The following is a 23,564-nucleotide window of genomic DNA, read 5'->3' on the forward strand; positions in this document are numbered from 1 at the left end:
AGGAACGCCGGACGGTGCGCGCCGTGCTCACCGGGTTCGCCGTCTCGGCGCTGCTGGCCCTGGCCACGGGCGGCGCCGGGCCCGCCGGCCCGCTCCGTCCCGGCCGGGAGGCGGGGACGGAGCTGCCCGCCCGGCTCGCCGCCGTGTGGTCGGCCCCCGCCGACGTGCATCCCGAGGTGTACCAGACCGGACCGTACGCCTTCACCGGCGACACCGCGGTCCTGCCCGGCGCCGGGGGAAGCGGCGTGGAACTGCACGACCCGCGGACCGGGGCGGTCAGGGGCGCCGTCCCCGCACTCCCCGGGTACGTGATCACCGACGTCGGCTTCTCGGCGGGCCTGCTGATCCTCGGCCACCAGGCCGCCGACCGGCGGGGCGACCGCTTCATCGCCGGATACGACCCGCGCACCGGCGCACCACGGTGGCGGACCGCGATCCCCGCCTCGCTGGCGGGCGCTCCCCACGCCAGTGTGTCCGGCGCCACGACGATGATCACGCCGGGCGCGGTGGTCGTGCTGTCCACCGACCGCCGTGACCTCACGGGGTTCGCCTCCTCGACCGGCCGGAGCCTGTGGCGGCGTCCGCTGGAGCCCGGCTGCTCGGCCCAGATCGACTCCGGCGCCGTCGTGGCGATCATGCGCGGCTGCGACGGGAAGCCCGCCGAGGTGGCCGCCCTGGACCCGGCCACCGGACTGACCCTCTGGCGGCGCGAGGTCCCCCGGGGCGGCGGCTCGGAGGGGAGTTCGCTGGTCACGGCCGCCGACGGGACGATGTTCGTGGCCGCGAACGGCTCCTCCTTCTTCGCCGCGCCCGACGGGCGCTGGTCGGGCGAGTTGCACGCCGAGACGACCAGCACGTTCGGCGCGTACGGGGACGTGGTCGCCGTGGGCTCCACCGAGGGCCGCGGGGAGCGGGCGGTGGCCGTGCTGCGGGGCATCGGCCGCGCGAGCGGGAAGGTCCTGTGGACCAGACGAGACACTCCCGCCTTCAACCTCGGCTACCGTGACGTCATGCTGGCCGGAGAGGGTCTGTTCGCCGGCCAGACGAACTGGCCCCGTGTCCCCGGCGGCTGGCCCCTGCCGTACTTCGTCACGGTGGTCGATCCACGCGACGGGACCACCCGCAGCCTGCCCGTGCCCGCCGGCGACAACGGCACGGAGCTGATCGGCCTGTACGGCGACGTCCTGTTCGTCCGCCACGAAACTCCCACCGGCCCCCGGGTCACCGCCTACCGTCCCGCCCCGGCCTCGTCACCCCCAGGTCCGGCGGAGGTCCCCGCGTCCGCGCCGGGACCGGCCGAACTGGGCGGGGTCTCCCCGTCGTCCTGGCCGGACGCGTGCTCGCTGGTCTCACCGGGCGACCTCACGGCGCTGGGCCGGGGATACCGGGCCTACCCGCGCGAACGCCGCCTGGGCGGGGTCGTCTTCCCCCACCCGGTGGTCTGCGACCTGGTCGCGCCCACCGACCGGCGGCCCCCGGTGTCGCTGAGCGTCCAGTGGGTGGCCGCGTCCGTGCGGGAGGCGATGACGCTGTTCGACGACGCGCTGGCCGGGCAGCGCGCGGACCAGTGGCCGGTGAAGCGGCTCGCGCCGGGCCTCTACCAGGTCGCCGGGCCGTCCATCCGGCTGACCCCGGACACCGCGCTCATCCGGTGGGGTCCGGTCATCGCCCGGCTGACCGTCCACGGTGACGTGCCCGGGATGAAGAAGATCGCCCCCATCGTCCTGGCGAACATGCGGGCACGCCTGCCCCCGTGAGCGGACGGCCCGTCGCGCCGGCGGGCCGCCCGGCCACGGTGCCGTGGCCGAGACGACCTGCGGACGATCGTGCTCGCAGCCGCTGACGTGCCGGACGCGGAGCATCGCCCGGGGGACCTTGGTCTTCGCGCGGTCATGTCTGTTCGTCTCGTCGTCTACATGCCCATGCAGCCGGGCACCCCGTAGGCGGCGCCGCGGTCGAAGGCGGCGATGCGCTGTGAGGCGCTGCCGTGGTCGCCGGGCCTGGTCCACCGGGTCTTGTCGGCCATGGCCCGCAGGGCGGCGGCGATCTCTCGCACGTCCCCCTTCTCGAAGCGCAGCGTGCCGTCCGCGGCGGCCCCGTACAGCGCCGCGCCCGCCAGGCAGTCGGCCTGCAACTCGGCGGCCGGCGACCTCTGCGGAAAGCCCGGGTGCGCCTGCACGGCGTGCCCCCATTCGTGGGCGATGACGTCGTACACCCAGGCGTCCCCGGAGCGGTATCCCTGCTTCATGAGGTCGGTGTCCCAGGCGATGTAGTGGCCGTTCGGGCAGTAGTGGGCATTGTCGTAGGTCAGGCGCCTGCCACCGCAGAGCGGCGCCGGTCTGCCGCCCCGCGAGTATCCGCCGAAAATGTTCGGCCGATAATAACGACCGGCGAAGTACCGCGACCAGTGGCTCGCCCAGAAACGGTCCACGACGTACAGCGCCGTGGTGATATCGGACTTCATGCCGTCCATTCCGCGGGCCTGCGCCACGGCCGCCCCCGACTGCGACCTCCCCGCCGTGGACGCGTACGCCGTGCCGCCGCCGGCGAGCATCGTGGCGACGAGCAGAACGGCGAGCGCCGTCCGCCCCGGCATTCGTCGATGCATTTCCGCGATTCCCTCCCCTTGGATTCCGGGCCCCACGAGGAGGGTAAATGCGTTCCGCGTCCGGGGGAACGCTTACAGTTATGTCAAATCGCGGGGCCGGGCGCCGTCAGGGAAATGCGATCGGCGTCGTCGGGGAAAGGAAAAGGCCGCGGTGCCCGCAATGGGGCCGTCAGGTGGTCAGGCCGGAACGGCGCCGGCGACCAGCTCGGCGAAGCGGGCGGCGTCGATGTTGCCGCCGGAGACGATCACGCCGACACGCCCCGGGACGTGTTCGAGCCGCCCGGCCAGCAGGGCGGCCAGCCCGCAGGCGCCGCTCGGCTCCATGACGATCTTCATCCGTTCGAAGGCCAGCCGCATCGCCGCGCGGATGTCGTCGTCGGTGACCAGCGCGATCTCGTCGACCAGCCGCCTGTTGACCGAGAAGGTCAGCTCGCCGGGGACGTCGGCGGCCAGGCCGTCGGCGATGGTGCGCGGGACGGGGATGGACACCCGCTCGCCGGCGCCCAGCGACCGCCTGGTGTCGTCGCCCGCTTCGGGCTCCACACCCACCACGCGGAGGCGGCGGTGCAGCCCCTTGGCCGCCGTGGCGCTGCCGGCGATCAGCCCGCCGCCGCCGACCGGGACCACCAGCGCGTCCAGCTCGCCGACCTCCTCCATGAGTTCGAGCGCGGCCGTGCCCTGGCCGGCGATCACGTGCGGGTGCTCGTACGGCGGGATCAGCGCCAGTCCGCGATCGGCCGCGAGCGCCTCGCCGATCGCCACCCGGTCGCCGGTGTAGCGGTCGTAGGTGACGATCTCCGCCCCGTACCCGGCGGCGGCGTCCATCTTGGACCTGGGCGTGTCCTCCGGCATGAGGATCACCGCCGTGCCGCCCAGCTCTCGGGCGGCCAGGGCGACGGCCTGGGCGTGGTTGCCCGAGGAGTACGCGGCGATGCCCCTGGCCCGCTGCGCCGGCGACAGCCGCGAGACGGCGTTGTACGCGCCGCGGAACTTGAACGCGCCGACGCGCTGGAAGTTCTCGCACTTGAGGAAGACCTCGGCCCCGGCCAGGGCGTCCAGGGTGCGCGAGCGCAGGACGGGGGTGCGGTGCGCGACCCCCTTCAGCCGGGCCGCCGCGTCGTGGACGTCGTCCAACGTGACCGGAAGGGGGATGGTCATGCTCGATCCTCCAGAAAAACGGCGTCCCAGGCCGGGCCTGGGACGCCGTGTAGCGTGGTGGGCGATACTGGGATTGAACCAGTGGCCTCTACCGTGTCAAGGTAGCGCTCTCCCACTGAGCTAATCGCCCTCGTGCGTCGATCGTCGCGCGGAGGTGGAGACGGGATTTGAACCCGTGTACGCGGCTTTGCAGGCCGCTGCCTCGCCTCTCGGCCACTCCACCGGGCGAGGCCTCGTCGCGGCAAGGCCTCTCCGAGCGGACGACGGGATTCGAACCCGCGACCCTCACCTTGGCAAGGTGATGCTCTACCAGCTGAGCCACGTCCGCGTGGTCGGCCGGTGAACACCCGGCCTCACGCAGAGAACTCTAGCGAATCCCGGCCGACTCCCCAAACTCAGAGCGCGCCGACCTGCTCCGCGTACCAGGTGATTCCGGCCACGTGCTCGGCGATCCGGCGCAGCGTCCAGTTCGGGTCCCGGGGAAGATCCCACTCCGCCGCGCCGGCGGTCGCGTAACGGTGCAGGTAGCAGGCCCCGAGTCGCGTCCACCGCGAACGGGCCTCGGCCAGGTCCAGCTCGGTGAGGCGCGCCCAGTCCGCCTCCAGTGTCACCGCGCGCCCGTGCCAGCCATCGGGCTGGGACGGTCTCCCGGCGAGCAGCGCCTCCACCTCGGCGAGGTGGTCGACCAGGTGGTCCTGGATCCGCCTGGCCGCCTTGGCCGGAGTCCAGACGTTCTCCCCGTCGGTCACGATGGGACGGCCGTCCCAGGCATGCCAGGTCGCGGCCAGGGCCAGGCAGCGCTCGACGGCCGCCACGACGAGCGCCCCCGGGTTCCCGTCCGCCTCCGCCACGGGGGCGGGGATGACGTCGCCGGTGCTGCGAGAGACGTCCTCAACGGGAGGGGAGATGGCGACGTCCATGGTGGGGGAGGGGATCGTGATGCGGGCGGCGGCGGGCGCGTGCGGTGCGGTCATGCTTCGATGCTGGTGGAAGCATGGTTGGGCTACGGTCGAAACATGGTTGCCGAGTACGTGGCGTACGACGCCGACATCGCGGCGGTCGCCTCGCTGATCGCCGACCCCACCCGGGCCGCCGTGCTGACCGCCCTGCTGGACGGCCGGGCGCTGGCCGCCGGCGAGCTGGCCCGGCTGGCCGGGGTGAGCGCGGCCACGGCCAGCGCGCACCTCGCGCGGCTGCTGGCGGGCGGGCTGGTCACCGTGGTCAGCCAGGGCCGCCACCGCTACTACCGGCTGTCCGGCCCCGAGGTGGCCGAGGTGCTGGAGGTGCTGGCCCGGGTGAGCCCCCGCCCGCAGGTGCGGTCCCTGCGCCAGTCGCGGCAGGCCCGCATGCTGCGCGAGGCGCGCACCTGCTACGACCACCTGGCCGGACGGGCCGGGGTGAAGCTGCTGGAGGCCATGCTGGCGGCCGGGCACCTGGCCGGCCGCGACTCCTACGAGCTCACCGCGCACGGCGGGCGGGCCCTGGCGGAGCTGGGCGTCGACGTCGACGCCGTGCGGGCCGTCCGCCGCCGCTTCGCGCCCGCCTGCATGGACTGGACCGAGCGCCGTCCCCACCTGGCGGGCGCGCTCGGCGCGGCGATCACCCGGTCGCTGCTGGAGCGCGGGTGGTACCGCCCGGGGCCCGCGCCGCGCCTGCTGGAGCTGACCGACCTGGGCGGCGAGGGGCTGGCCGCGATGTTCTCCTGTAAGGGGCTAACATCCAATACGCCAGTTACCTAAGCGAGAGAGTGACACCATGCGCGACAACGAGGTCGTGGAGATCGGTCCCGAGCCGCTGAGCTTCGCCGACGTCATCGAGGTCGCCCGCGGCGGCGCCGCCGTCCGCCTCACCGACGAGGCGGTCGCGGCCGTCGCCGCCTCCCGGGCGCGCGTCGAGGAGCTCGCCGAGAGCCCCGTCCCCGCCTATGGTGTCTCCACCGGGTTCGGCGCCCTGGCCACCCGGCACATCGACCCCGCGCTGCGCGCCCAGCTGCAGCGGTCCCTGATCCGCTCGCACGCCGCGGGGTCGGGCCCCGAGGTCGAGACCGAGGTCGTCCGGGCCATGATGCTGCTGCGTCTGCACACCCTGGCCACCGGGCACACCGGGGTGCGGCCTGCCACCGCCCTGACCCTGGCCGGGATGCTGAGCGCCGGAATCACCCCCGTGGTCCACGAGTACGGCAGCCTCGGCTGCTCGGGTGACCTTGCCCCGCTCTCCCACGTCGCCCTCGCCCTGATGGGGGAGGGGCCCGTACGCGATCGCGACGGCGAGCACACCACCGCCGCCGAGGCGCTGAAGCGGGCCGGCCTCGAGCCGGTCGAGCTGGCGGCCAAGGAGGGCCTCGCCCTGGTCAACGGCACCGACGGCATGCTCGGCATGCTCGTGCTCGCCCTGCACGACCTCACCCGGCTGCTCAAGACCGCCGATGTGAGCGCCGCCATGAGCGTGGAGGCCCTGCTCGGCACCGACCGGGTCTTCGCCCCCGAACTGCAGGCGCTGCGCCCCCACCCCGGCCAGGCCGCCTCGGCCGCCAACCTGCGCGCCCTGCTGCGCGACTCCGGGATCATGGCCTCCCATCGCGACGACTCCTGCACCCGCGTCCAGGACGCCTACTCGCTGCGCTGCGCCCCGCAGGTCGCCGGCGCCGCCCGCGACACCCTCGACCACGCCGCCACCGTCGCCGGCCGCGAACTGGCCTCGGCCGTCGACAACCCCGTGGTGCTCGCCGACGGCAGGGTGGAGTCCAACGGCAACTTCCACGGCGCCCCGGTCGGCTACGTCCTGGACTTCCTGGCGATCGCCGTCGCCGACGTCGCCTCGATGGCCGAGCGGCGCACCGACCGCATGCTGGACGTCGCCCGCAGCCACGGCCTGCCCGCCTTCCTGGCCGACGACCCGGGCGTCGACTCGGGGCACATGATCGCCCAGTACACGCAGGCGGCCATCGTCTCGGAGCTCAAGCGGCTGGCCGTGCCCGCCAGCGTCGACTCCATCCCCAGCTCGGCGATGCAGGAGGACCACGTCTCCATGGGCTGGTCGGCGGCCCGCAAGCTGCGCCGCGCCGTCGACGGGCTCACCCGGGTGCTCGCCATCGAGGTGCTCACCGCCGCCCGCGCCATCGACCTGCGCCGGCCGCTGGAGCCCGCTCCCGCCACCGGCGCCGTGGTCGCCGCCCTGCGCCAGGAGGTGGCCGGCCCCGGGCCCGACCGGTTCCTCGCCCCGGAGATCGAGTCGGTGACCCGCCTGGTGGCCGGCGGCGGCGTCGTCGCGGCGGCCGAGTCGGTCACCGGCCCGCTCGCCTGACGCCCCGTGGTCCGGGGCCCGGCCCGCGCGAGAGAATGAAACCGTGTATTTCGCCCACGTCGGCGGTCGACTGGCCACCGGGCTGCGCGAGGTGACCACCGATCTCGGCGTCCTGGACGGGACCGGCTGGTGGGCCGTCGTGGTCACCTACGAAGGCAAGGTCACCTGCGCGCGTTTCGACCGGGTCGAGCGGGCGCCGCTGCCCCCGCCGTCCGGGCCGTGGCCGGCGTCCCTCGCGTGGACCACCTCGCTGGACCGGCAGGGGTACGAGGACGGCGTGCGGCGCATCCGCGCCTACATCGAGCAGGGCGAGGTCTACCAGGCCAACCTCTGCCGCGTGCTGACCGCCGGGCTGCCGCCGGAATCCGACCCGCTGGTGCTGGCCGCCCGGCTGGCGCGCGGCAACCCCGCCCCGTACGCGGCCGTCGTCCGCGTGCCGGGGATGGCCGTCGTGTCGGCCTCACCCGAGCTGTACCTGTCCCGCGACGGCGACGTGGTGGAGTCCCGGCCGATCAAGGGGACAGGGGTCACCGCCGGCGACCTGCTGGAGAAGGACCGCGCCGAGAACGTCATGATCGTCGACCTGGTGCGCAACGACCTCGGCCGGGTCGCCCGAGTGGGGTCGGTCACAGTCCCCGCCCTCTGCGAGATCGAGCAGCACCCCGGGCTGGTCCACCTGGTCTCCACCGTCCGGGCCGAACTCGCCGACGGCCAGGGGTGGCCGGAGCTGTTCGCCGCCACCTTCCCGCCCGGCTCGGTGAGCGGCGCGCCGAAGTCCTCCGCGGTTCGTATCATCAATGAACTCGAACCTGAGCCACGGGGGCCGTACTGTGGGGCGGTGGGCTGGGTCGACGCCGACCGGCGGCGGGCCGCGCTGGCCGTGGGCATCCGCACCTTCTGGGTCGAGCACGACCTCATCCGATTCGGCACCGGAGCCGGCATCACCTGGGGCTCCGATCCGCGACGCGAGTGGCGGGAGACCGAGCTCAAGGCTTCCCGTCTCGTCGCGCTCGCCTCCGGGAGGGGCTGACGAAGCAAGAATGGAGATTGGACAGATGAACGTTCCGGTCTGGGTCAACGGCGAGCTGCTCGACCCCGCGCAGGCCAGCGTCTCGGTCTTCGACCACGGGCTGATGGTCGGCGACGGCGTGTTCGAGACGATCAAGTGCATGAACGGCGGGTCGTTCGCGCTCACGCGGCACCTGGACCGCCTGAAGCTCTCGGCCGAGCGCCTGGGCCTGCCCGAGCCCGACCTGGACGCGATCGCGGACGGCGTGCGCGCCTGCCTGGCCGCGGCCCCGCCGTGGCCGCTCGGCCGCATCCGCATCACCTACACCAGCGGCAACGGCCCTCTCGGCTCCGACCGCGGCAACCAGGGCACCACCGCCGTGGTGATCGTGGGCGCCCAGGCCCCGTTCCCCGAGAGCGCCGCCGTCACCGTGGTGCCGTGGCCGCGCAACGAGCGCGGCGCGCTCGCCGGGATCAAGAGCACCTCCTACGGCGACAACGCCAAGGCGCTGGCCTACGCCAAGGAGCGCGGCGGCCAGGAGGCCATCTTCGCCAACCTCGCGGGCGACCTGTGCGAGGGCACCGGCAGCAACATCTTCATCGTCCGCGACGGCACCCTGGTCACCCCGACCATCGCCTCCGGCTGCCTGGCCGGCGTGACCCGCGCGCTGGTGCTGGAGTGGCACGGCGGCGAGGAGACCGATGTGCCGATCTCGGCCCTGTACGAGGCGGAGGAGGCGTTCCTGACCTCCACCACCCGCGACGTCCAGCCCATCCGCCTGGTGGACGACACCGTGCTCCCCGCCGCGCCCGGCCCGATCACCGCCAAGGCGATGCGGGTGTTCGCCGAGCGCAGCGCGGCCGACATCGACCCCTGAGCATCCCGAGTCGTCATCGTCTCCTGATCACCGGGGCCGGCGGCGGCCCCGGTGATCAGAAGACCGGCATGGCCCCGCGCGCGCCGGGGGTCACTCGGGGTAGGCCACCTGGGTCTGGGCGTTCAGCTCGGCCGTCGTCACCTTCTTGGCCGGGTCGGTGAGCGGATCGTCGACCGCGATCACGTCCAGGCCCTTGGTGATGTCGCTGGAGTAGATGTAGCCGTTGTAGTAGTACGCCGACCACGACCCGCCGAGCTGCGGCTCGTCGCCGGAGGCGCTGAGCGGCGCCGGGTCGACGTAGGCGATCTCCTTGGGGTGGTCGGGGTCGGTGAAGTCGACCACCGACACGCCGCCCTGGTACCAGGCCTGCACCATGATGGTCTTGCCGGGGACGGGGAGCAGCGAGCCGTTGTGCGCCACGCAGTTCTCCGTCGCGGTCTGGTAGCGGGGAAGCTTGTAGTACGCCCTGCGCTCCAGCTTGCGGTCGCCGGTGATGTCGTAGACCGCGTCGGCGCCCTTGTCCGGCCCGGTCTTGGCGTCGCACGCCGGGGCGACGCCGCCGCCCAGCTCGTCGGAGAAGATCACCCGCTTGCCGTCGTTGCTGAAGGTCGCCGAGTGCCAGATGGAGAAGTTCTCGGTGTCGGTGATCTGCTGGAGCACCTTCGGCCGCACCCGGTCGGAGATGTCCATCAGGATGCCGTTGCCGATGCACGCGCCCGCGGCCAGGTCCTTCTCGGGGTAGACCGTGATGTCGTGGCAGCCGCTGGTCGCGCCCGGCCGGGTGTCGTCGTCGGCGCCCCCGTCGGTGAACAGCAGCGGCTGGGCGACGATCTTCGCCTGCGCGGGCGCGGCCACCGGCACCTCGACGATGGCGATCGAGTCGTGCGGCGGCTTGCAGGTCGAGGAGTTCTCGTCCGGCCCGAACGAGGACACGTACAGGTAGACCTTGCCGGGGTCGTCCTTGGCGGGCACCAGCGTGTGGGTGTGCGAGCCGCACGCCGTGGCCAGGGACTTGACGTAGCGCGGATGGGCCTTGTCGGAGATGTCGAAGATCCGCACGCCCTCCCAGCCGCCGAGCGGGTCGCCGGGGGAGCTGTCGCACGTGTCGCCGTCCCGCGGGTCGTCCACCGACAGGAACAGCAGGTTCCCGGTGACCGAGATGTCGTTCTGCCCGCCGGGGCACACCACCCGCGTCACCACCTTGGGCTTGGTGGGGTCGCTGATGTCGTGGACCGTGAAGCCCTCGTAGTTGCCGACGTAGGCGTAGTCACCCTGGAAGGCCAGGTCGGTGCCCCACGCCTCATGGCCGTCGAACGGCGCCGACAGCGGGACCCGGGCCACGACCCTGGCGTTGGCGCTGCGCCGCTCGGCCTCGGGGGCGGCGGAGGAACCCGGCGAGGCCGCCGCGGCGGCGCCGGTGGACGGCGCCGGGGCGGACGGGGACGCTTGCCCCGGATCGGCGGCGCATGCCCCGAGCAGCAGGACCGCGCCCACCGCGGACGCGAACACGCCGATCCGCCGCCTGCCCACAATGCCCCCCGTGCCTCGTACCCCATATGGGAATCTGTCGCAGTATGGAAGCTATGTCGATCCGGAGCCGCGTGTGCGGGGTTTGTGTAACGGTTGTGCTGGCATCCGGGCTGGCTTCCACCATCACCGCCTGCACGAGCCGCAGCCCGCGGACGGGCGAGCCCGTCGTCGCCGGGACCGGCGCCCCGGTGATCGTCCCGGGCGCCCCGGGGGACCGGGGACGCACCGCCGCGCCGGGCGAGCGGGTCGGCACCGCGGGCCGGGGGCCGTCCGCCGCCGACGTCCGCTTCGCCGAGCGCATGGTCCCGCACCATCGCCAGGCCCTGGAGATGGCCGACCTGGCCCCCTCACGGGCCGCCGGGCCGGGGGTACGACGCCTGGCCGGGCGCATCTCGGCCGGTCAGCGGCCCGAGATCGACGTGATGACGCGCTGGCTGCGGGCGCTCGGCCGCCAGGCCGCCGAGGGTCACGACGGTCACGGGGCCTCACCGGGCCCCGACGCGTACGGCATGGCGAGCCTTGGGGAGATGAACCGGCTGCGCGCCTCGCGAGGGGCGGCCTTCGACGCGCTGTTCCTGCGCCTGATGATCAGGCACCACGAGGGGGCGCTCAAGATGGCGGGGGAGGAACTGGCGGGCGGCGCCGACCAGATCATGCGGAAGATGGCCCAGGACATGGCGTCCGGGCAGCGCGTGGAGATCGGCAGGATGCGCGCGCTGATGCGCTAGGCGGGGCGGTGCGGCCGAGGGAGCGGGCCGGCTGGGCGGGTCAGGAGCTCCACAGCATGTTGGTCAGCTCCTCGTCCAGGTCCATGAAGTCGGTCTCGCGACCGGCGGACACCAGCTCGTAGGTGCGGTGCAGGAACTCGGTCAGCGGCGGCAGCGGCACCTCGAACAGGGCCTGGCCGAAGGGGGAGGTGAGGCTGATGTTCAGCGTCCGCTCGCCGTCGGCCCTGGCCGGCCACACCTGCACGTCTCCGTCGCCCACCCGCCTGACGATGCCGACGGTGAGCAGCTCGCGGGCGAAGATCCACTCGACCGGTTCGTCGTTCCCCACGTGGAAGGCCATCCTGATGGCGTACGGGTCGTCGGCGGTGTAGCTCAGTCCGGCGAGCAGGGGGACGGTCGTACGGTCGGGGACCACAAGTCGAAGGCCCAGCTCGGCAGAGACGGTGGCGTTCATCGTCAGCCAAACCTTTCGTCGGTGGGTCCCCTGCGCGGGGCCTGGGTTGCGGTGCTCTGAAGGACTTCGCTCGGAGCTGTGTCTGCGAAACGAAGAGACCTGGAGGAGAGATTCCGCTCCTGGGCCCTTCTGTAACGCATATCACAGCCCGACATTTGCGCCTCTACCTGGTCAAACATCGCTTAGAGGTGCGTGTTTGCAAGGGTTTTAGCTGTCGTCCTACCGTCCTACAGGGCATCTGCGGGTGTGTCGGAGTAAAGATCATAAGTGGTGCGATTCGGATGAGTATGGGGCATGACGATGCTATGACAACAGGGCGCCACGCCGCCGGACTCCCGGGAACCTTCCCCACTGGATCTTCGCCTCGCTTCGCCAGGACCCTCCTGAGTGAGGTATGGTTTTCCCCGTCGGCAGGCACTCCGAGCGGGGCGCAGGCCACGGCGAAGGGCGATTAGCTCAGCGGGAGAGCGCTTCGTTCACACCGAAGAGGTCACTGGTTCGATCCCAGTATCGCCCACCACGTCACAGGCCGCTTCCCTTTCGGGGAAGCGGCCTTCGTCGTCTTCCGGGCGACCGTGGCCGGCCTCCGCGTGCCGCCCGGTCGCCCGCGGCCTGTCCGCGGCCAGGGGCGCGAACTCCCGACTTCGCCGAGCGGATGCCGGTTCGCGGTGCCGCGGCGGGGCGGCCGGGAAAGGTGACGCAGGGAAGGGTTCCGTCACTCGCGTTGACATTACTTCATGGTTTACCTACCTTTTTTGTAGGTATATTGGAGGTGGACCGTGAACGCGGTGACGGTGGCCGACCGGCTGATGCCCGATCTCACGGCGGGGGGTCCGCCCGCGGGCCTCCCCGTGCTCGTCCGCGGAATGGGGCCCGGGCTCGCCGGGGTCCTCGCGCCGTTCACGGAGGGGCGCGGCGGCCGGTTCTCCCGCGACCGCCGCGGGGAGGTGGTCTACCTGCCGTCGGGCGGCGAGCCCGTGCTCTATCTGGGCTCGGCCAGGGGAGTGCCCTGCCACCCCGCGATCGCCTACCGGCCGAGCGGAGCTCCGGCCCCCGAGCCCCGGTTCGCCGCGCCGGAGGCGCTGCCGCGCGGCCCGGCGCACTTCCGGCGCGAGGTGTGGCCGCTGGTGGCCAAGGACCTCGGTTACGCCTACTACCACGAACTGATCACCGCCCACCCCGGGCGGGTCCGGACGACCTGGGAGGACTTCGCCCCCGCCTACGCCGCCGAGGAGTGGGGGAGCAGGGCGGTGCGCGCGCTGATCAGGCGCGCCGTGCCGCGCTTCGCCGACCGGCTGGACCTGGACCGGCTCGATCGCCCGCTGGCCGGCATCCGATTCGGCGACCGCGCCGGGCTGCAGCGCTGGACGCGCGGCTACCTGCACGCCGACCTGGCCAGGCGCGCCGACCCCTCCTTCAGCGCCGACCTCGCCCTGGCGCGCGCGCTCCGCCGGGCCCGGGACGGGCTGGCCGGAACGCGGCACGCCGACCCCTGGCTCGACGGCCTCACCCGCTTCCTCGCCGAGGGGCCGCCGGCCGCCGAGCTGGTGGAGCTCGGCGCGCTCGCCGCCGCCGGCATCGTCGTGTTCCTCGGCGGCGACCTGCAGGTCCGGCCGCACGGGCGCGAGGAGGTGTGGCGGGTGTCCGGCTCGGCCTGGCCGGGCGCGGTCGAGGTCCACGCCGTCCTGGACACGCGCGACATCGTGGACAAGCAGGAGGAGTATCGCTGAGGGGCTCGGGCCGGGCCGCCGGCGCCCCGCGCCGGCGGCCGGCGTTCAGCACTGGCCGTCGGCCAGCACCCAGTAGTTCGGGCCGGTCTGCCTCAGCGCGTGGACGGTGAAGGTGTTCCACAGGCCCATGGCGTCGTTGGAGCCGTTGGCGTAGGTGTAGCCGCCCGACTGGTGCGCCCGCCCCGCGGAGGTGTGGGCGTAGTTGCTCGCCCGCACGCACGTCCCCGGCACGGTCGGAGTGGGCGTCGGGGTCGGGGTGACCGTCGGCGTCGGAGTCGGGGTCGGCTGGGCCCCGCCGTCCAGGCGGAAGAACAGCGCGTCGTGGTAGGCCGAGCAGATCGTGTCCAGGAAGTAGGCCGCCGTGGCGCCGCACTGGTCGGCCGCGCTTCCGGGGTCGACCGGCAGGCCGTGGCCCATCCCGGCGATCTCGTAGAGCCGCACGTCGTCGGCTCCGTACACCCGCAGCGTCGCGCCGCCGGTGAGCGACCGCGTCGAGGTCGCGGTCTGGGACACCCCGCGGACGTTGGTCCACTGGTCGCGCAGCTGCGTGCCGTTCGCCGGGGTGACGGTGTAGTCCGACTGGCCCTGCCAGATCGCGACGCGCGGGTACGGCCCGGAGTAGCCGGGGTAGGCGCCGCGCACCAGGTCGCCCCACTGCTGCGGGGTCTTGGACGTCGCGCCGTACTGGCAGCCGGACGCCTCGGTCAGGCTGGTCGCGCAGCGGTAGGCCAGCCCGGCCCCGATCGACCCCGCGGCGAAGACGTCGGGATAGGTGGCCAGCATGACCGCCGACATGGCGCCGCCGGCCGACAGGCCGCTGACGTACACCCGGGCCGGGTCGGAGCCGTAGGTGGCGACCGCGTAGGCCACCATGGCGCGGATCGAGGCCGCCTCGCCCTGTCCGCGGGCGGTGTCGCCGGTCTGGAACCAGTTGAAGCAACTGGAGGAGTTGTTGGCGCTGCCGGTCTGCGGCAGCACGAGCGTGAAGCCCCACTGGTCGGCGTACTTGCGCCAGCCGGAGTTGGCGAAGTAGCCGCTCGCGTTCTGGGTGCAGCCGTGCAGGAGCACCACCAGCGGGCGGCCGTTCGCCAGCCCGTCGGGCCGGTAGGCGTACATGGCGAGGGCGCCGGGGTTGGCGCCGAACGAGCCCACCTGGACCAGCGAGGCGGCGCCCGCCGGCGGGGCGGTCAGCATGGCGCCGAACAGGCCGGCGAGCGCGAGGAGGACGGCCGTCAGGAAGGAGGCGGCCCGTGCGGGCCCGGCTCGGCGAGTGGGGGGAGAGGGGGGTGATGGGACCATGGAGGGCTCCTAATGTGACCTGGCTCACGGCCTTTCAGCGCACGGTAGATCTCCGGTGCGCGTTCCGACATGTCCGCGAAACACACTTTCCGTGGTGCTGTCATGGACCCTTGTACGGCCGGGCGCGCGGCCGGCGCTGAAAATTTCACCTCGCGCGCGGGGCTTCCCCGCAGGACGCATGGCCGCCGTCCGCGCCCCCGCCCTGGGGGTTGACCCCTCCGGGCCCGGGTGCGTTGATGCGACCGCCGGCGGTCCCTCGCACCGGTCCGCCGACCCGCGAACCTCCGACCGAGAAAGGTGACCCATGCGCTCGAGCAAACGCTGGGCGGTCGCCGTGGCGGCGGCGCTGATCACCGCGCTGGCCACCCCCGCCCACGCGGCGGCGCCCGTACCGCCGCCCTCGCCCTCGCCGAGGCCCACGCCGACTCTCACCGACACCGAGCCGCCGTCCCAGCCGACCGGGCTGTGGGAGTGCGTGGCCGACTACACCGGCGCGGTGCCGTTCTGCTGGCGGCCCTCCACCGACAACGTCGGGGTCGTCGCCTACGACATCTCCATGCTGCAGGGCGACGTCTTCTCCCGCATCGGTACGGTGACGGTGACCTCCGCCAACGCCGACCGGCCCTACTTCGCCGCGACGAACCTGGTGCCGGGCCGGCTCTACAGCTTCCGGGTGATCGCCAGGGACGCCGCGGGCAACCAGAGCGTCCCGTCCGCGCTCTACACCGCCCGCGCGCAGCAGGGCCTGCCGCCGCCCAGCCCGAGCCCCTCGCCGACGCCCACCCCCACGCCCACCCCGTCCACGCCGGTCCCCGTCCCCGGCTGCCGGGTGGCCTACTCGGCCGTCGACTGGGGCACCGGCCTGTCGGCGAACGTGCGCGTCACCAACCTCGGCCCCATCCCGATCAAGAACTGGACCCTGCGGCTGGCCTTCTCGGGGAACCAGACGGTCACCGTCGTCTGGAACGCGACCGCCACCCAGTCGCCGCCCTGGGTGACCTTCGCCGCCCCGGCCTGGCAGCAGGCGATCGACGCCGGCCAGACCTACTCCTTCGGCTTCAACGCCTCCTACAGCGGCGTCAACGACCGGCCGACCGGCTTCCTGCTCAACGGCGTGCCCTGCACGGTGACCTTCCCGGCCTGACCGGCGCCGGGAGAACGGCCTCTCCGCCCGTGACGGAGAGGCCATTTACCGCGCGCGCGGAATATCCCTACGGAAACTTTCATTCGTGCGTGTGCATGGGACGCGCGCCGTCCCGGCCGGGTGGCCGAAGACCCGCAGCTCAGGGCCGGTGACCTCGAAGCGGCCTTGAGGCGGCCTGGAGCGGGCGTCCACCCGAGCCCGCGGGGCGTTGACTAGGGGTGGCCCGCACTTGATTCTGGGGTGGGCGCTCACCGGTCCGGCCACATGTGGACGGCGCCGGGCGAGACGACCTCGAGGTCCATGGACGGGATGACGAGGACCAGCGGAAAGGCAGGCGCCGACGCCTGCGCCCTGAACTTCCCGTATCTCGCGGGCGGGCGGAACCCGGTGCGCGTACGCGCGCGGCGGGAGCCGTCCCGAGGCAGACCGCGAGGACGGTTCCCACCCCCGGCCGTCCGGCCGCGGTCCCGCATGGCCTCATGCCGTGCCGGGGCCATGCGCGGCGGCCACACAGACCAAGAGGTGACTCATGAACGTCGACAGGTTCTCCGGACCGGTGCTCTCGCTGTTCCGCTTCGTGACAGGCCTGCTGTTCCTGTGCCATGGGCTGTCGTCCGTCTTCGGCGTCCTCGGCGGCAACCGCGGCTCGGGCCATGCCATCCCCTTCGGCACCTGGCCCGGCTGGTGGGCCGCGGCGATCCAACTGGTCTTCGGCGCGCTCGTCCTCGTCGGACTGTTCACCCGCGTCAGCGCCGTGCTGGCGTCGGGTTCCATGGCCTACGCCTACTTCACGGTGCACCAGCCGCAGGCCCTGCTGCCGCTGAACAACGGCGGTGAGGCGGCGGCGATGTTCTGCTGGGCCTTCCTGCTCATCGCGGTGCTGGGCCCGGGCGTGTGGGCGCTGGACACCGTCCTGCAGCGCTCCCGCGCCACCGAGCCGGGTGGCGTCTCCGCCAGGTGGGGCTTCGCCCGCGGGGCCGCCGCGGCGGTCCAGCCCCGGACGAGGTGACCGCTCCGCACATGAGCCACCGGCGGTACGCGATCGCGTACCGCCGGTGGAACCGGGGGATCCGGCCGGCCCGTTCTCGGCCGGCGCGGCCTCATGGACGACGGCCGGCGGACTGCTTCACCTTCCCGGCGCCGGCGCCGCAGGGCGTCCTGGCCCCTGGCGAGCCGCGCAGGGCCTCGCGGTGGTGGCGGTACTCGTCGTCGTCGATCTCGCCGTCGGCGAACCTGCGGAACAGCATGTCCTCCTCGCAGGAGCGCCCGCGGGGGAGCAGGTCGTCGAGCGGGTCGTGCAGTATGACCTTGACCCCGCCGATCACCGCTCCGCAGAGCAGGACGAAGCTGAAGGTGGCGAGCAGCATCTCGGAGTTGCTCAGTGCGAAACCGTACAGGTACATCTGCATGATCTTCTCTTCTCTCGGCGCGCGTTGTGATGCGATGGGCCGTGGCGCGAGCCGGTGGCGAGGGACGCACGGCCCATGGGGACAAGGTCAGGCCACGGGCGCCTCGGCGCTCGTCCGTCGCTTCGGTGCGAAGCGATCAGGGGACGCCGTGGTTCTGTGTTCCGTGACGGTGAGAGGCATGCGTTCATCGTGCTTCACTCTGGCTTGACCTGCCAGGACGCGTTCTACCCGGGAGAATTTAAGCTGGGTGTAACACTCCCACCCTAAAGCCGCAGATGTGTCGTAACGTGACGAAATGGACAGTGAGCGTCTCCTTGGTGACTTCCTCCGGGCCCGGCGCGAAGCCAAGGCCGTCGAGGAGGTCGGGATCAGGCGAGTAGGCCGCCGACGGACTCCGGGACTGCGCCGCGAGGAGGTGGCGATGCTGGCCGGGGTCAGCACCGACTACTACATCCGGCTGGAGCAGGGACGCGAGCGCCGCCCGTCCGAGCACGTGCTCGAGGCCCTCGCCCGCGTCCTGGACCTGGACGCCGACGCCACCGAGCACCTGTTCGAGCTCGCGCGCCCCAGGGTGCGGCGCCGCCAGGCCGCCGCCGCCCGCCACGAGGAGGCCAGCCCGCACCTGGTGCGCCTCCTGCACAGCTGGCAGGCCACCCCGGCGTTCGTCCACGGACGCTACATGGACATCCTCGCCGCCAACCCGATGGCCGACGCGCTCTACGCGGGGCTCGGCCACCGCGACAACCTCATGCGGATGACCTTCCTGGACCCCGCGGCGCGCGAGTTCTTCTTCGACTGGGAGCAGACCGCCTACAACAAGGCCGCGATGCTGCGCGCCGCCGCGGGCACCGATCCCGACGACCCGTTCCTGCCCAAGCTGGTGGAGGAGCTGTCCGCCCACAGCGACGAGTTCCGCCGCCTGTGGGCGCGCCACGACGTGCGCAGCACCGGCCAGGAGTGGAAGCACTTCCACCACCGCGAGGTCGGCGAGCTCCAGCTGGCCTACGAGTCGTTCTCCGTCAACAGCGCGCCCGGGCAGCAGCTGGTCATCCTGCAGGCCGAACCGGGCAGCCTTTCCGAGCACGCCCTCAGCCTGCTCGCCGGCCTGGTCGCCCGCGACATCGCCCGTAGCGGCGCTTCCGGGGACCCGCGCACGGCCCCCGAACCCGAGGCCGCCCTGGCCCTGCCCCGCGGGCCGGCCACGGGAGGCCACATCGGCGTGCCCTCCGCGACCTGGCGGACCCGCTGGTGAGGACCCGTATGGCCAGTGTCGGCCGGCGGCCGAGCGGGTGGTCGCGCACGCGCTGGGTCGGTCCGCGCTGATCAGCGCAAGGACGGGGCGTCCCGCAGGGAGTCCACCGGCACGCCGAACCAGCGCGACAGCGCCGCTCTGAGCGCCCGCCGGTCCTGGTCGCCCGCACGGGCGGCCCCCGTGGCCCAGGCCACGTAGCAGTCCGGCCGCAGCAGCAGCGCGGTGACCGGCGCGGTCGCGCCCGCGTCCCCCTCGGGTGGGGCGGCCGGGCGGCCGGCGACGGCGTCCACCCGGTCACGCCAGCCGGACGCCTCCGCCGCCAGTGAGCCGTCCTCGGTCAGGTCCAGCAGCAGCGGCCGGGCGCTCGCGGTGAGCTCGGCGAGCCGGACCGGGCCCGCCCCGGTGTCCAGCGTCAGGTCCGGAGCCCATCCTCCGACCAGCGGATGGGCCTCACCCTCCCCGCCCATGTCGTACCGGACGTCCGCACCCGCCATCGTGGCGGCGATGTGCCGGACGGCGCCCGGGTCGCGCAGCAGCTCGCCGAACAGCTCGCGAAGCGAGGTGACATCGCCGCCCGGGGCGATCAGCGCGGACTGCGCCCGGGTGTGCATGATCACCCGCTCGGCCGCCGGTCGCCGCTCGGCCTCGTAGCTGTCCAGCAGCCCAGGCGGTGCCCAGCCGTGGATCTCGGCGGCGAGTTTCCATCCCAGGTTGATCGTGTCCTGCAGGCCGAGGTTGAGGCCGGGGCCGCCGATCGCGCTGTGCACGTGGGCGGCGTCCCCGGCCAGCAGCACGCGGCGGTCGCGGAAGCGGTCGGCCAGGCGGGTGTTCCCGCCGGTCAGCCGGCGCAGCATGTGCGGTCCCTCGCCTCGCGGCGGGCCGAACGGCACATCCACGCCGAGCACGCGCCGCAGGCTCGCGCGCAGCTCCTCCAGGGTGAGCGGGGCGGTGGCGTCCTCCCGCGCCTCCGGCTCCCACTCGGCGGTCGTCATTATCGTCCCGGTCGGGAACGGGGCGTACGCGAACATCCCGCGCTCGGTGCGGTGGTGCATGAACGGCGGGATGACGGCCCCGTAGCCGGGAAGGTCCAGCCCGCCCGTGGCCCGGTCGATGATGGTCTCCGGGACGCTGACGTGCGCGGTGCGGGAGGTGGTGTCGTCCTTGGTGACACCGGGGAAGCCGATGCCCGACAGCTTGCGCACCGCGCTGCGCCCGCCGTCCGCCCCCACCAGGTACCGCGCGGTGAGGCGGTAGGCGCCGTCCGGTCCGGAGATCTCGACGGCGACCCCGTCGTCGTCCTGCGACACCCCGGTCAGCTCGTGGCCCCGGCGGATCTCGACGCCGAGTTCGGTGGCGCGCTCCTCCAGGACGCGCTCGGCCTCGCGTTGCGGCACCTGCAGGATGTACAGCGGGTTGTCGCGCTCGGCCAGCAGGTGCAGGTGCAGTGGCATCGCGCCGAACACGAAGCCCGGCAGCGGCTTCGGCGGGGGAGATCCGCCGAGCCGCTCGTACAGGCCGCGGCGGTCGAGCATGCGCACCACCTGGCCGACCAGGCCGTTGGCCTTGCCCTCCTGTGCGCGTTCGGCCAGCCGCTCCAGCACCAGCGGCCGCACCCCGGCGAGGCTCAGCTCGCAGGCCAGCATGAGCCCGTTGGGCCCGGCCCCGGCGATGACGACGTCGGCGGACACGGCCGCGGACCGGGACTCGGATTCGGACATGGGGGTTCTCCTCGCGTTCGGATGGCATGGCGAACAGGGCCGGCGGCGCCGGCCTGTCGATGGGCGTGCGGGCAGCGGTCGCGGCCCAAGGGGGCGTCGGCGACAGCCGTTGGACGGCCGGCCCGGGGGCGGCCGGCGGTGTGAGGCCGGTGAACCGGCCGGATCACCGGACAGCGGTGTGGAGCTCAGGCGGGTGTGGAGTTCTCGGATCAGGCGGGTGGAGCTCTTGGATCAGGCGAGTGGAGTTCTCGGATCAGGCGAGTGGAGTTCTCGGATCAGGCGAGTGGAGTTCTCGGATCAGGCGGGTGAAGCTGTTGGATCAGGCGGGTGGAGTTCTCGGATCGGGCAGGCCCGCGGAGATCCTGCCCAGAGCGTCGTGCAGCAGCGACATCAGCGGGGCCGAGCCGTTGGTGCGCACCCAGTGGTCCATGACCACGCCGAGCGCGGCACCGACCGCCGCCGCCACCAGGCGCGGGTAGAGATCGCGGACGACGTCGGTGCCGGTGCGCTCGGCGACCGCCGCGGCCAACTCGGCCTCGGCGATCGCGCCGGCCTTGAGGAACTCGCCGTGCATCGCCGGTTCGGCGAGCATGACGCGAAGCCCGGCGGCCCACTGGTCGTGGGACACGTCCGGTAGGGCGCCGGTGTCGTCCTTCGCCCTGTCGCCGTCCTCCCGCATGTCGAAGCGGGCGGTCACCGCGTTGACGACGGCCTCCCAGATGGGCTCGGACGCCGGCCGGGCGCGGAGCTCCTCCGCGATCAGCCGGGCGCGGTCGAGGTGCCGTGAGGCGATCGCCTCGGCCTTGCTGGAGAAGTAGTTGTTGAACGTGCGCGGAGAGACCCCGACTTCGGCGGCGATGTCCTCCACCCGGACGTTGTCCCAGCCGCGCTCGACGGTGAGCCGGATGGCCGCCCAGCTCAGGGCGATGCGGGTCTGCAGTTTCTTGCGTTCTCTCAGCCCCGCGCCGTCCTGTCCGATGTCCACGCCACCGACTCTAGCAATAACTGCGCGATCAGAAAAGATGCGGGATCAGCAATTTTTGCCCGCGTGCCGGGTCGTCGAGCGGCAGGTCGGCCGTCCCGCAATCGCGCGTCCCGGCGCCGGTCGGACGCCGCCACGGCGCCGGCGGAGAACCGTGCGCCGAAGCCGGGGTGGCTCCGGGTTGAGTTCTTAGGTTAGGCAAAGCTAAGTTAAAGCGGGAGTCACGACCTGAAGGAGGCAGCCCATGGCCGTCGGCACCGAGGAGACCGCGGGTCCGGAGGCCGGGGAGGTCTCCGCGTACCGGGTGTTCCGCGTGCGGGTGACCCGCGTGACCGGGCTCGGGCCGAGCTTCACGCGCGTCACCTTCACCGGCGACGACCTGGACCTGTTCGCCGGCCACGGGCTCGACCAGCGGATCAACCTGCTGTTCCCGATCCCGGGTCGCGGCTACCCGCACCTGCCGGAGGGCGGCGACTGGTACCGGCGGTGGCGGATGCTGCCGCCGGAGCACCGCAACCCCATCCGCACCTACACCGCGGGCGCCGTGCGCCCCGGCACCCGCGAGCTCGACATCGACTTCGTGCTGCACGGAGCCGCCGGCCCGGCCTCCCGGTGGGCCTGTTCGGCCCGGCCCGGCGACCCGCTGGTGGTGGTCGGCCCGGACGCGCGCCATCGCGGCCCGGCCACCGGCCGCGAATGGGCTCCGCCGCCGGACGCGACACGCCTGCTGATCGCGGGCGACGAGACCGCCGTCCCGGCCATCGCCGCCATCGCCGAGTCCCTGCCCGGCCACGTGCACGCCGAGGTCATCCTCGAGGTTCCCGACCCGGCGGACACCCGGGTCCTGCTCGTGCCGCCCGGCGTCCGCGTCACCTGGCTGCCCCGCTGCGGCGCGGAGGCGGGCGGGCACGGCCACGCCCACGGCGAGCGGCTGTCCGCCGCCGTCCGCGCGGCCGCGGCCCGCCTCGCGCCCGCCGCACCGCCCCCGGCCGGGGCCGTCGCCGGCGCGGCCGGCGGCCGGGAACAGGGATCCGCGCCGGCGGCGGCGCCGGAGCCGCAAGAGTCCGCGGCGGCGCCGGAGCCCCAAGAGTCCGCGGTGGCGCTGGAACGGCGGGCATCCGCGGCGGCGCCGCAGGAGCAGGAGGAGGACGACGACCTCTGGGAGGTCCCCGACCCCGGAGCCACCGTCCAGGGCGGCTTCTACGCCTGGCTGGCCGGCGAGGCCGGGGTGGTCACGGGACTGCGCCGCCACCTGGTCGGAGAGCTGGGCGTCGACCGCCGGACCGTCGCCTTCATGGGCTACTGGCGCCACGGCCGCCCCGGCGGCGAGTGAACCGCCCGCCCGGACGGCCGCCTCCCCTTGCCGGTGGGGACGGCCGATTCACCAGATCGCTGAGGAGAGGATCGTTCATGCGGGTCGTCATGTTCGGCTACCAGACGTGGGGCCATCGCACCCTGCAAGCCTTGCTGGACGCGGGTCACGAGGTCGCGCTGGTGGTCACCCACCCCAAGAGCGACCACGCCTACGAGAAGATCTGGGACGACTCGGTGGCGGAGCTGGCCGCCAAGCACGACGTCCCCGCGCTTTTGCGCAACCGCCCCGACGATCCCGCTCTGCTCCAGGCGCTGCGCCACGCGGCACCCGACATCATCGTCGCCAACAACTGGCGCACGTGGCTGCCGCCGGAGGTGTTCGACCTTCCCCCGCACGGCACGCTGAACGTCCACGACTCGTTGCTGCCGTCGTACGCGGGCTTCTCCCCGCTGATCTGGGCCCTCATCAACGGCGAGGAGCAGGTCGGCGTCACCGCCCACCGCATGAACGCCGAACTCGACGCGGGCGACATCGTGCTGCAACGGGCCGTGCCGGTGGGACCGCGCGACACCGCCACCGACCTGTTCCACAAGACGGTCGACCTGATCGGCCCCATCGTGCGCGACGCCCTCGAGCTCATCGCCTCGGGCCGGGCCACGTGGGTGCCCCAGGACCGCACCAAGGCCAGCTTCTTCCACAAGCGGTCCATCGAGGACGGCCGCATCGACTGGACCTGGCCGGCGCAGGACCTGGAGCGGCTGGTGCGAGCGCAGTCGGACCCCTATCCCAACGCCTTCACCTACTACCGCGGCGAGCGCGTCCGCGTCGTGTCGGCGGCCGTGTCGCAGGCGCGCTACGGCGGCACCCCCGGCCGCGTCTTCATCCGCGAGGGGGACGGGGTGGTCGTCGTCAGCGGCGCCGACGCGCGCGGTGGGCGGCGGCACGGCCTGGTCCTGCGGCGGGTGCGCACCGAGGACGGCGCCGAACACGCGGCCACCGACTATTTCCGCACCATGGGCGGCTATCTCACCGCCCGGCCCTGACCCGG

Annotated in this window: 21 protein-coding genes and 4 tRNA genes; 13 read left to right on the top strand and 12 right to left on the bottom strand. The window is 73.1% G+C overall.

What is annotated here, in order from left to right:
• Positions 1–14 precede the first annotated feature (14 nt).
• Complete coding sequence (locus ABZT47_RS26860) at positions 15–1,757, top strand: PQQ-binding-like beta-propeller repeat protein (RefSeq protein ID WP_354847637.1); 1,743 nt, start codon at positions 15–17, stop codon at positions 1,755–1,757.
• A 155-nt stretch (positions 1,758–1,912) separates the two neighbouring features.
• Here ABZT47_RS26860 and ABZT47_RS26865 read toward each other — a convergent pair whose 3' ends face one another.
• The 6 genes from ABZT47_RS26865 to ABZT47_RS26890 all read right to left on the bottom strand — a co-directional run bounded on the left by ABZT47_RS26865 (position 1,913) and on the right by ABZT47_RS26890 (position 4,740).
• Positions 1,913–2,608, bottom strand: coding sequence for a neutral zinc metallopeptidase (locus ABZT47_RS26865; protein WP_354847640.1), 696 nt, complete (start codon positions 2,606–2,608; stop codon positions 1,913–1,915).
• A gap of 177 nt (positions 2,609–2,785) precedes the next feature.
• A complete protein-coding gene (locus tag ABZT47_RS26870) occupies positions 2,786–3,766 on the bottom strand; it encodes a threo-3-hydroxy-L-aspartate ammonia-lyase (RefSeq protein WP_354847643.1) in 981 nt (326 codons plus the stop codon).
• 55 nt (positions 3,767–3,821) lie between these two features.
• Positions 3,822–3,896: transfer RNA gene (locus ABZT47_RS26875), tRNA-Val, on the bottom strand.
• 22 nt (positions 3,897–3,918) lie between these two features.
• A tRNA-Cys gene (locus ABZT47_RS26880) sits at positions 3,919–3,989 on the bottom strand.
• A gap of 32 nt (positions 3,990–4,021) precedes the next feature.
• Positions 4,022–4,094 (bottom strand) — tRNA-Gly (locus tag ABZT47_RS26885).
• Between the two features lie 67 nt (positions 4,095–4,161).
• Positions 4,162–4,740, bottom strand: coding sequence for a hypothetical protein (locus tag ABZT47_RS26890; protein ID WP_354847646.1), 579 nt, complete (start codon positions 4,738–4,740; stop codon positions 4,162–4,164).
• 42 nt (positions 4,741–4,782) lie between these two features.
• Here ABZT47_RS26890 and ABZT47_RS26895 point away from each other — a divergent pair, with 42 nt between their 5' ends.
• From ABZT47_RS26895 to ABZT47_RS26910, 4 genes are read left to right on the top strand one after another with little or no spacing between them, the layout of a single operon-like run.
• Positions 4,783–5,505: a winged helix-turn-helix domain-containing protein gene (locus tag ABZT47_RS26895; RefSeq protein WP_354847649.1), complete on the top strand. Its 723-nt coding sequence runs from the start codon at positions 4,783–4,785 to the stop codon at positions 5,503–5,505.
• 16 nt (positions 5,506–5,521) lie between these two features.
• On the top strand, positions 5,522–7,069 hold the full coding sequence (gene hutH / locus ABZT47_RS26900; RefSeq protein ID WP_354847652.1) for a histidine ammonia-lyase: 1,548 nt from the start codon (positions 5,522–5,524) through the stop codon (positions 7,067–7,069).
• A 43-nt stretch (positions 7,070–7,112) separates the two neighbouring features.
• Complete coding sequence (locus tag ABZT47_RS26905) at positions 7,113–8,099, top strand: chorismate-binding protein (protein WP_354847655.1); 987 nt, start codon at positions 7,113–7,115, stop codon at positions 8,097–8,099.
• 25 nt (positions 8,100–8,124) lie between these two features.
• Positions 8,125–8,955 carry an aminotransferase class IV gene (locus tag ABZT47_RS26910; RefSeq protein WP_354847658.1) on the top strand — a complete coding sequence of 277 codons (831 nt, stop codon included), beginning with the start codon at positions 8,125–8,127 and terminating at the stop codon, positions 8,953–8,955.
• A 90-nt stretch (positions 8,956–9,045) separates the two neighbouring features.
• On the opposite strand, the gene ABZT47_RS26915 is transcribed toward ABZT47_RS26910, so the two are convergent.
• Positions 9,046–10,485, bottom strand: coding sequence for a hypothetical protein (locus ABZT47_RS26915; RefSeq protein WP_354847661.1), 1,440 nt, complete (start codon positions 10,483–10,485; stop codon positions 9,046–9,048).
• A 95-nt stretch (positions 10,486–10,580) separates the two neighbouring features.
• Between ABZT47_RS26915 and ABZT47_RS26920 the strand changes: the two genes are divergently transcribed.
• Positions 10,581–11,213 (top strand): DUF305 domain-containing protein, encoded by a 633-nt coding sequence (locus ABZT47_RS26920; RefSeq protein ID WP_354847663.1) that lies wholly within the window; start codon positions 10,581–10,583, stop codon positions 11,211–11,213.
• Positions 11,214–11,253: 40 nt separating this feature from the next.
• Here ABZT47_RS26920 and ABZT47_RS26925 read toward each other — a convergent pair whose 3' ends face one another.
• Entirely contained in the window at positions 11,254–11,667 is a 414-nt protein-coding gene (locus ABZT47_RS26925; protein ID WP_248960202.1) for an SsgA family sporulation/cell division regulator, read from the bottom strand.
• Positions 11,668–12,112: 445 nt separating this feature from the next.
• On the opposite strand from ABZT47_RS26925, the gene ABZT47_RS26930 reads away from it, so the two are divergent.
• Together ABZT47_RS26930 and ABZT47_RS26935 are read left to right on the top strand one after the other, a co-directional pair.
• Positions 12,113–12,187: transfer RNA gene (locus ABZT47_RS26930), tRNA-Val, on the top strand.
• 259 nt (positions 12,188–12,446) lie between these two features.
• Positions 12,447–13,397, top strand: a complete 951-nt coding sequence (locus ABZT47_RS26935; protein ID WP_354847666.1) for a hypothetical protein — start codon at positions 12,447–12,449, stop codon at positions 13,395–13,397.
• 45 nt (positions 13,398–13,442) lie between these two features.
• On the opposite strand, the gene ABZT47_RS26940 is transcribed toward ABZT47_RS26935, so the two are convergent.
• Positions 13,443–14,696: a PHB depolymerase family esterase gene (locus tag ABZT47_RS26940; protein WP_354847669.1), complete on the bottom strand. Its 1,254-nt coding sequence runs from the start codon at positions 14,694–14,696 to the stop codon at positions 13,443–13,445.
• 304 nt (positions 14,697–15,000) lie between these two features.
• Between ABZT47_RS26940 and ABZT47_RS26945 the strand changes: the two genes are divergently transcribed.
• Together ABZT47_RS26945 and ABZT47_RS26950 are read left to right on the top strand one after the other, a co-directional pair.
• Complete coding sequence (locus ABZT47_RS26945; protein WP_354847671.1) at positions 15,001–15,840, top strand: cellulose binding domain-containing protein; 840 nt, start codon at positions 15,001–15,003, stop codon at positions 15,838–15,840.
• A 529-nt stretch (positions 15,841–16,369) separates the two neighbouring features.
• Entirely contained in the window at positions 16,370–16,849 is a 480-nt protein-coding gene (locus tag ABZT47_RS26950) for a DoxX family protein (RefSeq protein WP_354847674.1), read from the top strand.
• Positions 16,850–16,940: 91 nt separating this feature from the next.
• Here the strand turns inward: ABZT47_RS26950 and ABZT47_RS26955 are convergent, their stop codons facing one another.
• Complete coding sequence (locus ABZT47_RS26955) at positions 16,941–17,249, bottom strand: hypothetical protein (RefSeq protein WP_354847677.1); 309 nt, start codon at positions 17,247–17,249, stop codon at positions 16,941–16,943.
• Between the two features lie 295 nt (positions 17,250–17,544).
• Here ABZT47_RS26955 and ABZT47_RS26960 point away from each other — a divergent pair, with 295 nt between their 5' ends.
• Positions 17,545–18,501 (top strand): helix-turn-helix transcriptional regulator, encoded by a 957-nt coding sequence (locus ABZT47_RS26960; protein WP_354847680.1) that lies wholly within the window; start codon positions 17,545–17,547, stop codon positions 18,499–18,501.
• A 71-nt stretch (positions 18,502–18,572) separates the two neighbouring features.
• Here the strand turns inward: ABZT47_RS26960 and ABZT47_RS26965 are convergent, their stop codons facing one another.
• On the bottom strand, positions 18,573–20,219 hold the full coding sequence (locus tag ABZT47_RS26965) for an FAD-dependent monooxygenase (protein ID WP_354847683.1): 1,647 nt from the start codon (positions 20,217–20,219) through the stop codon (positions 18,573–18,575).
• Between the two features lie 319 nt (positions 20,220–20,538).
• Positions 20,539–21,204 carry a helix-turn-helix domain-containing protein gene (locus ABZT47_RS26970; RefSeq protein ID WP_354847686.1) on the bottom strand — a complete coding sequence of 222 codons (666 nt, stop codon included), beginning with the start codon at positions 21,202–21,204 and terminating at the stop codon, positions 20,539–20,541.
• Positions 21,205–21,445: 241 nt separating this feature from the next.
• Here ABZT47_RS26970 and ABZT47_RS26975 point away from each other — a divergent pair, with 241 nt between their 5' ends.
• Together ABZT47_RS26975 and ABZT47_RS26980 are read left to right on the top strand one after the other, a co-directional pair.
• Complete coding sequence (locus ABZT47_RS26975) at positions 21,446–22,534, top strand: siderophore-interacting protein (protein ID WP_354847689.1); 1,089 nt, start codon at positions 21,446–21,448, stop codon at positions 22,532–22,534.
• Positions 22,535–22,611: 77 nt separating this feature from the next.
• Positions 22,612–23,559: a methionyl-tRNA formyltransferase gene (locus ABZT47_RS26980; protein ID WP_354847692.1), complete on the top strand. Its 948-nt coding sequence runs from the start codon at positions 22,612–22,614 to the stop codon at positions 23,557–23,559.
• The last annotated feature ends 5 nt before the right edge of the window (positions 23,560–23,564 follow it).

Source organism: Sphaerisporangium sp. NPDC005289 (assembly GCF_040607455.1).
GTDB lineage: Bacteria > Actinomycetota > Actinomycetes > Streptosporangiales > Streptosporangiaceae > Sphaerisporangium > Sphaerisporangium rhizosphaerae.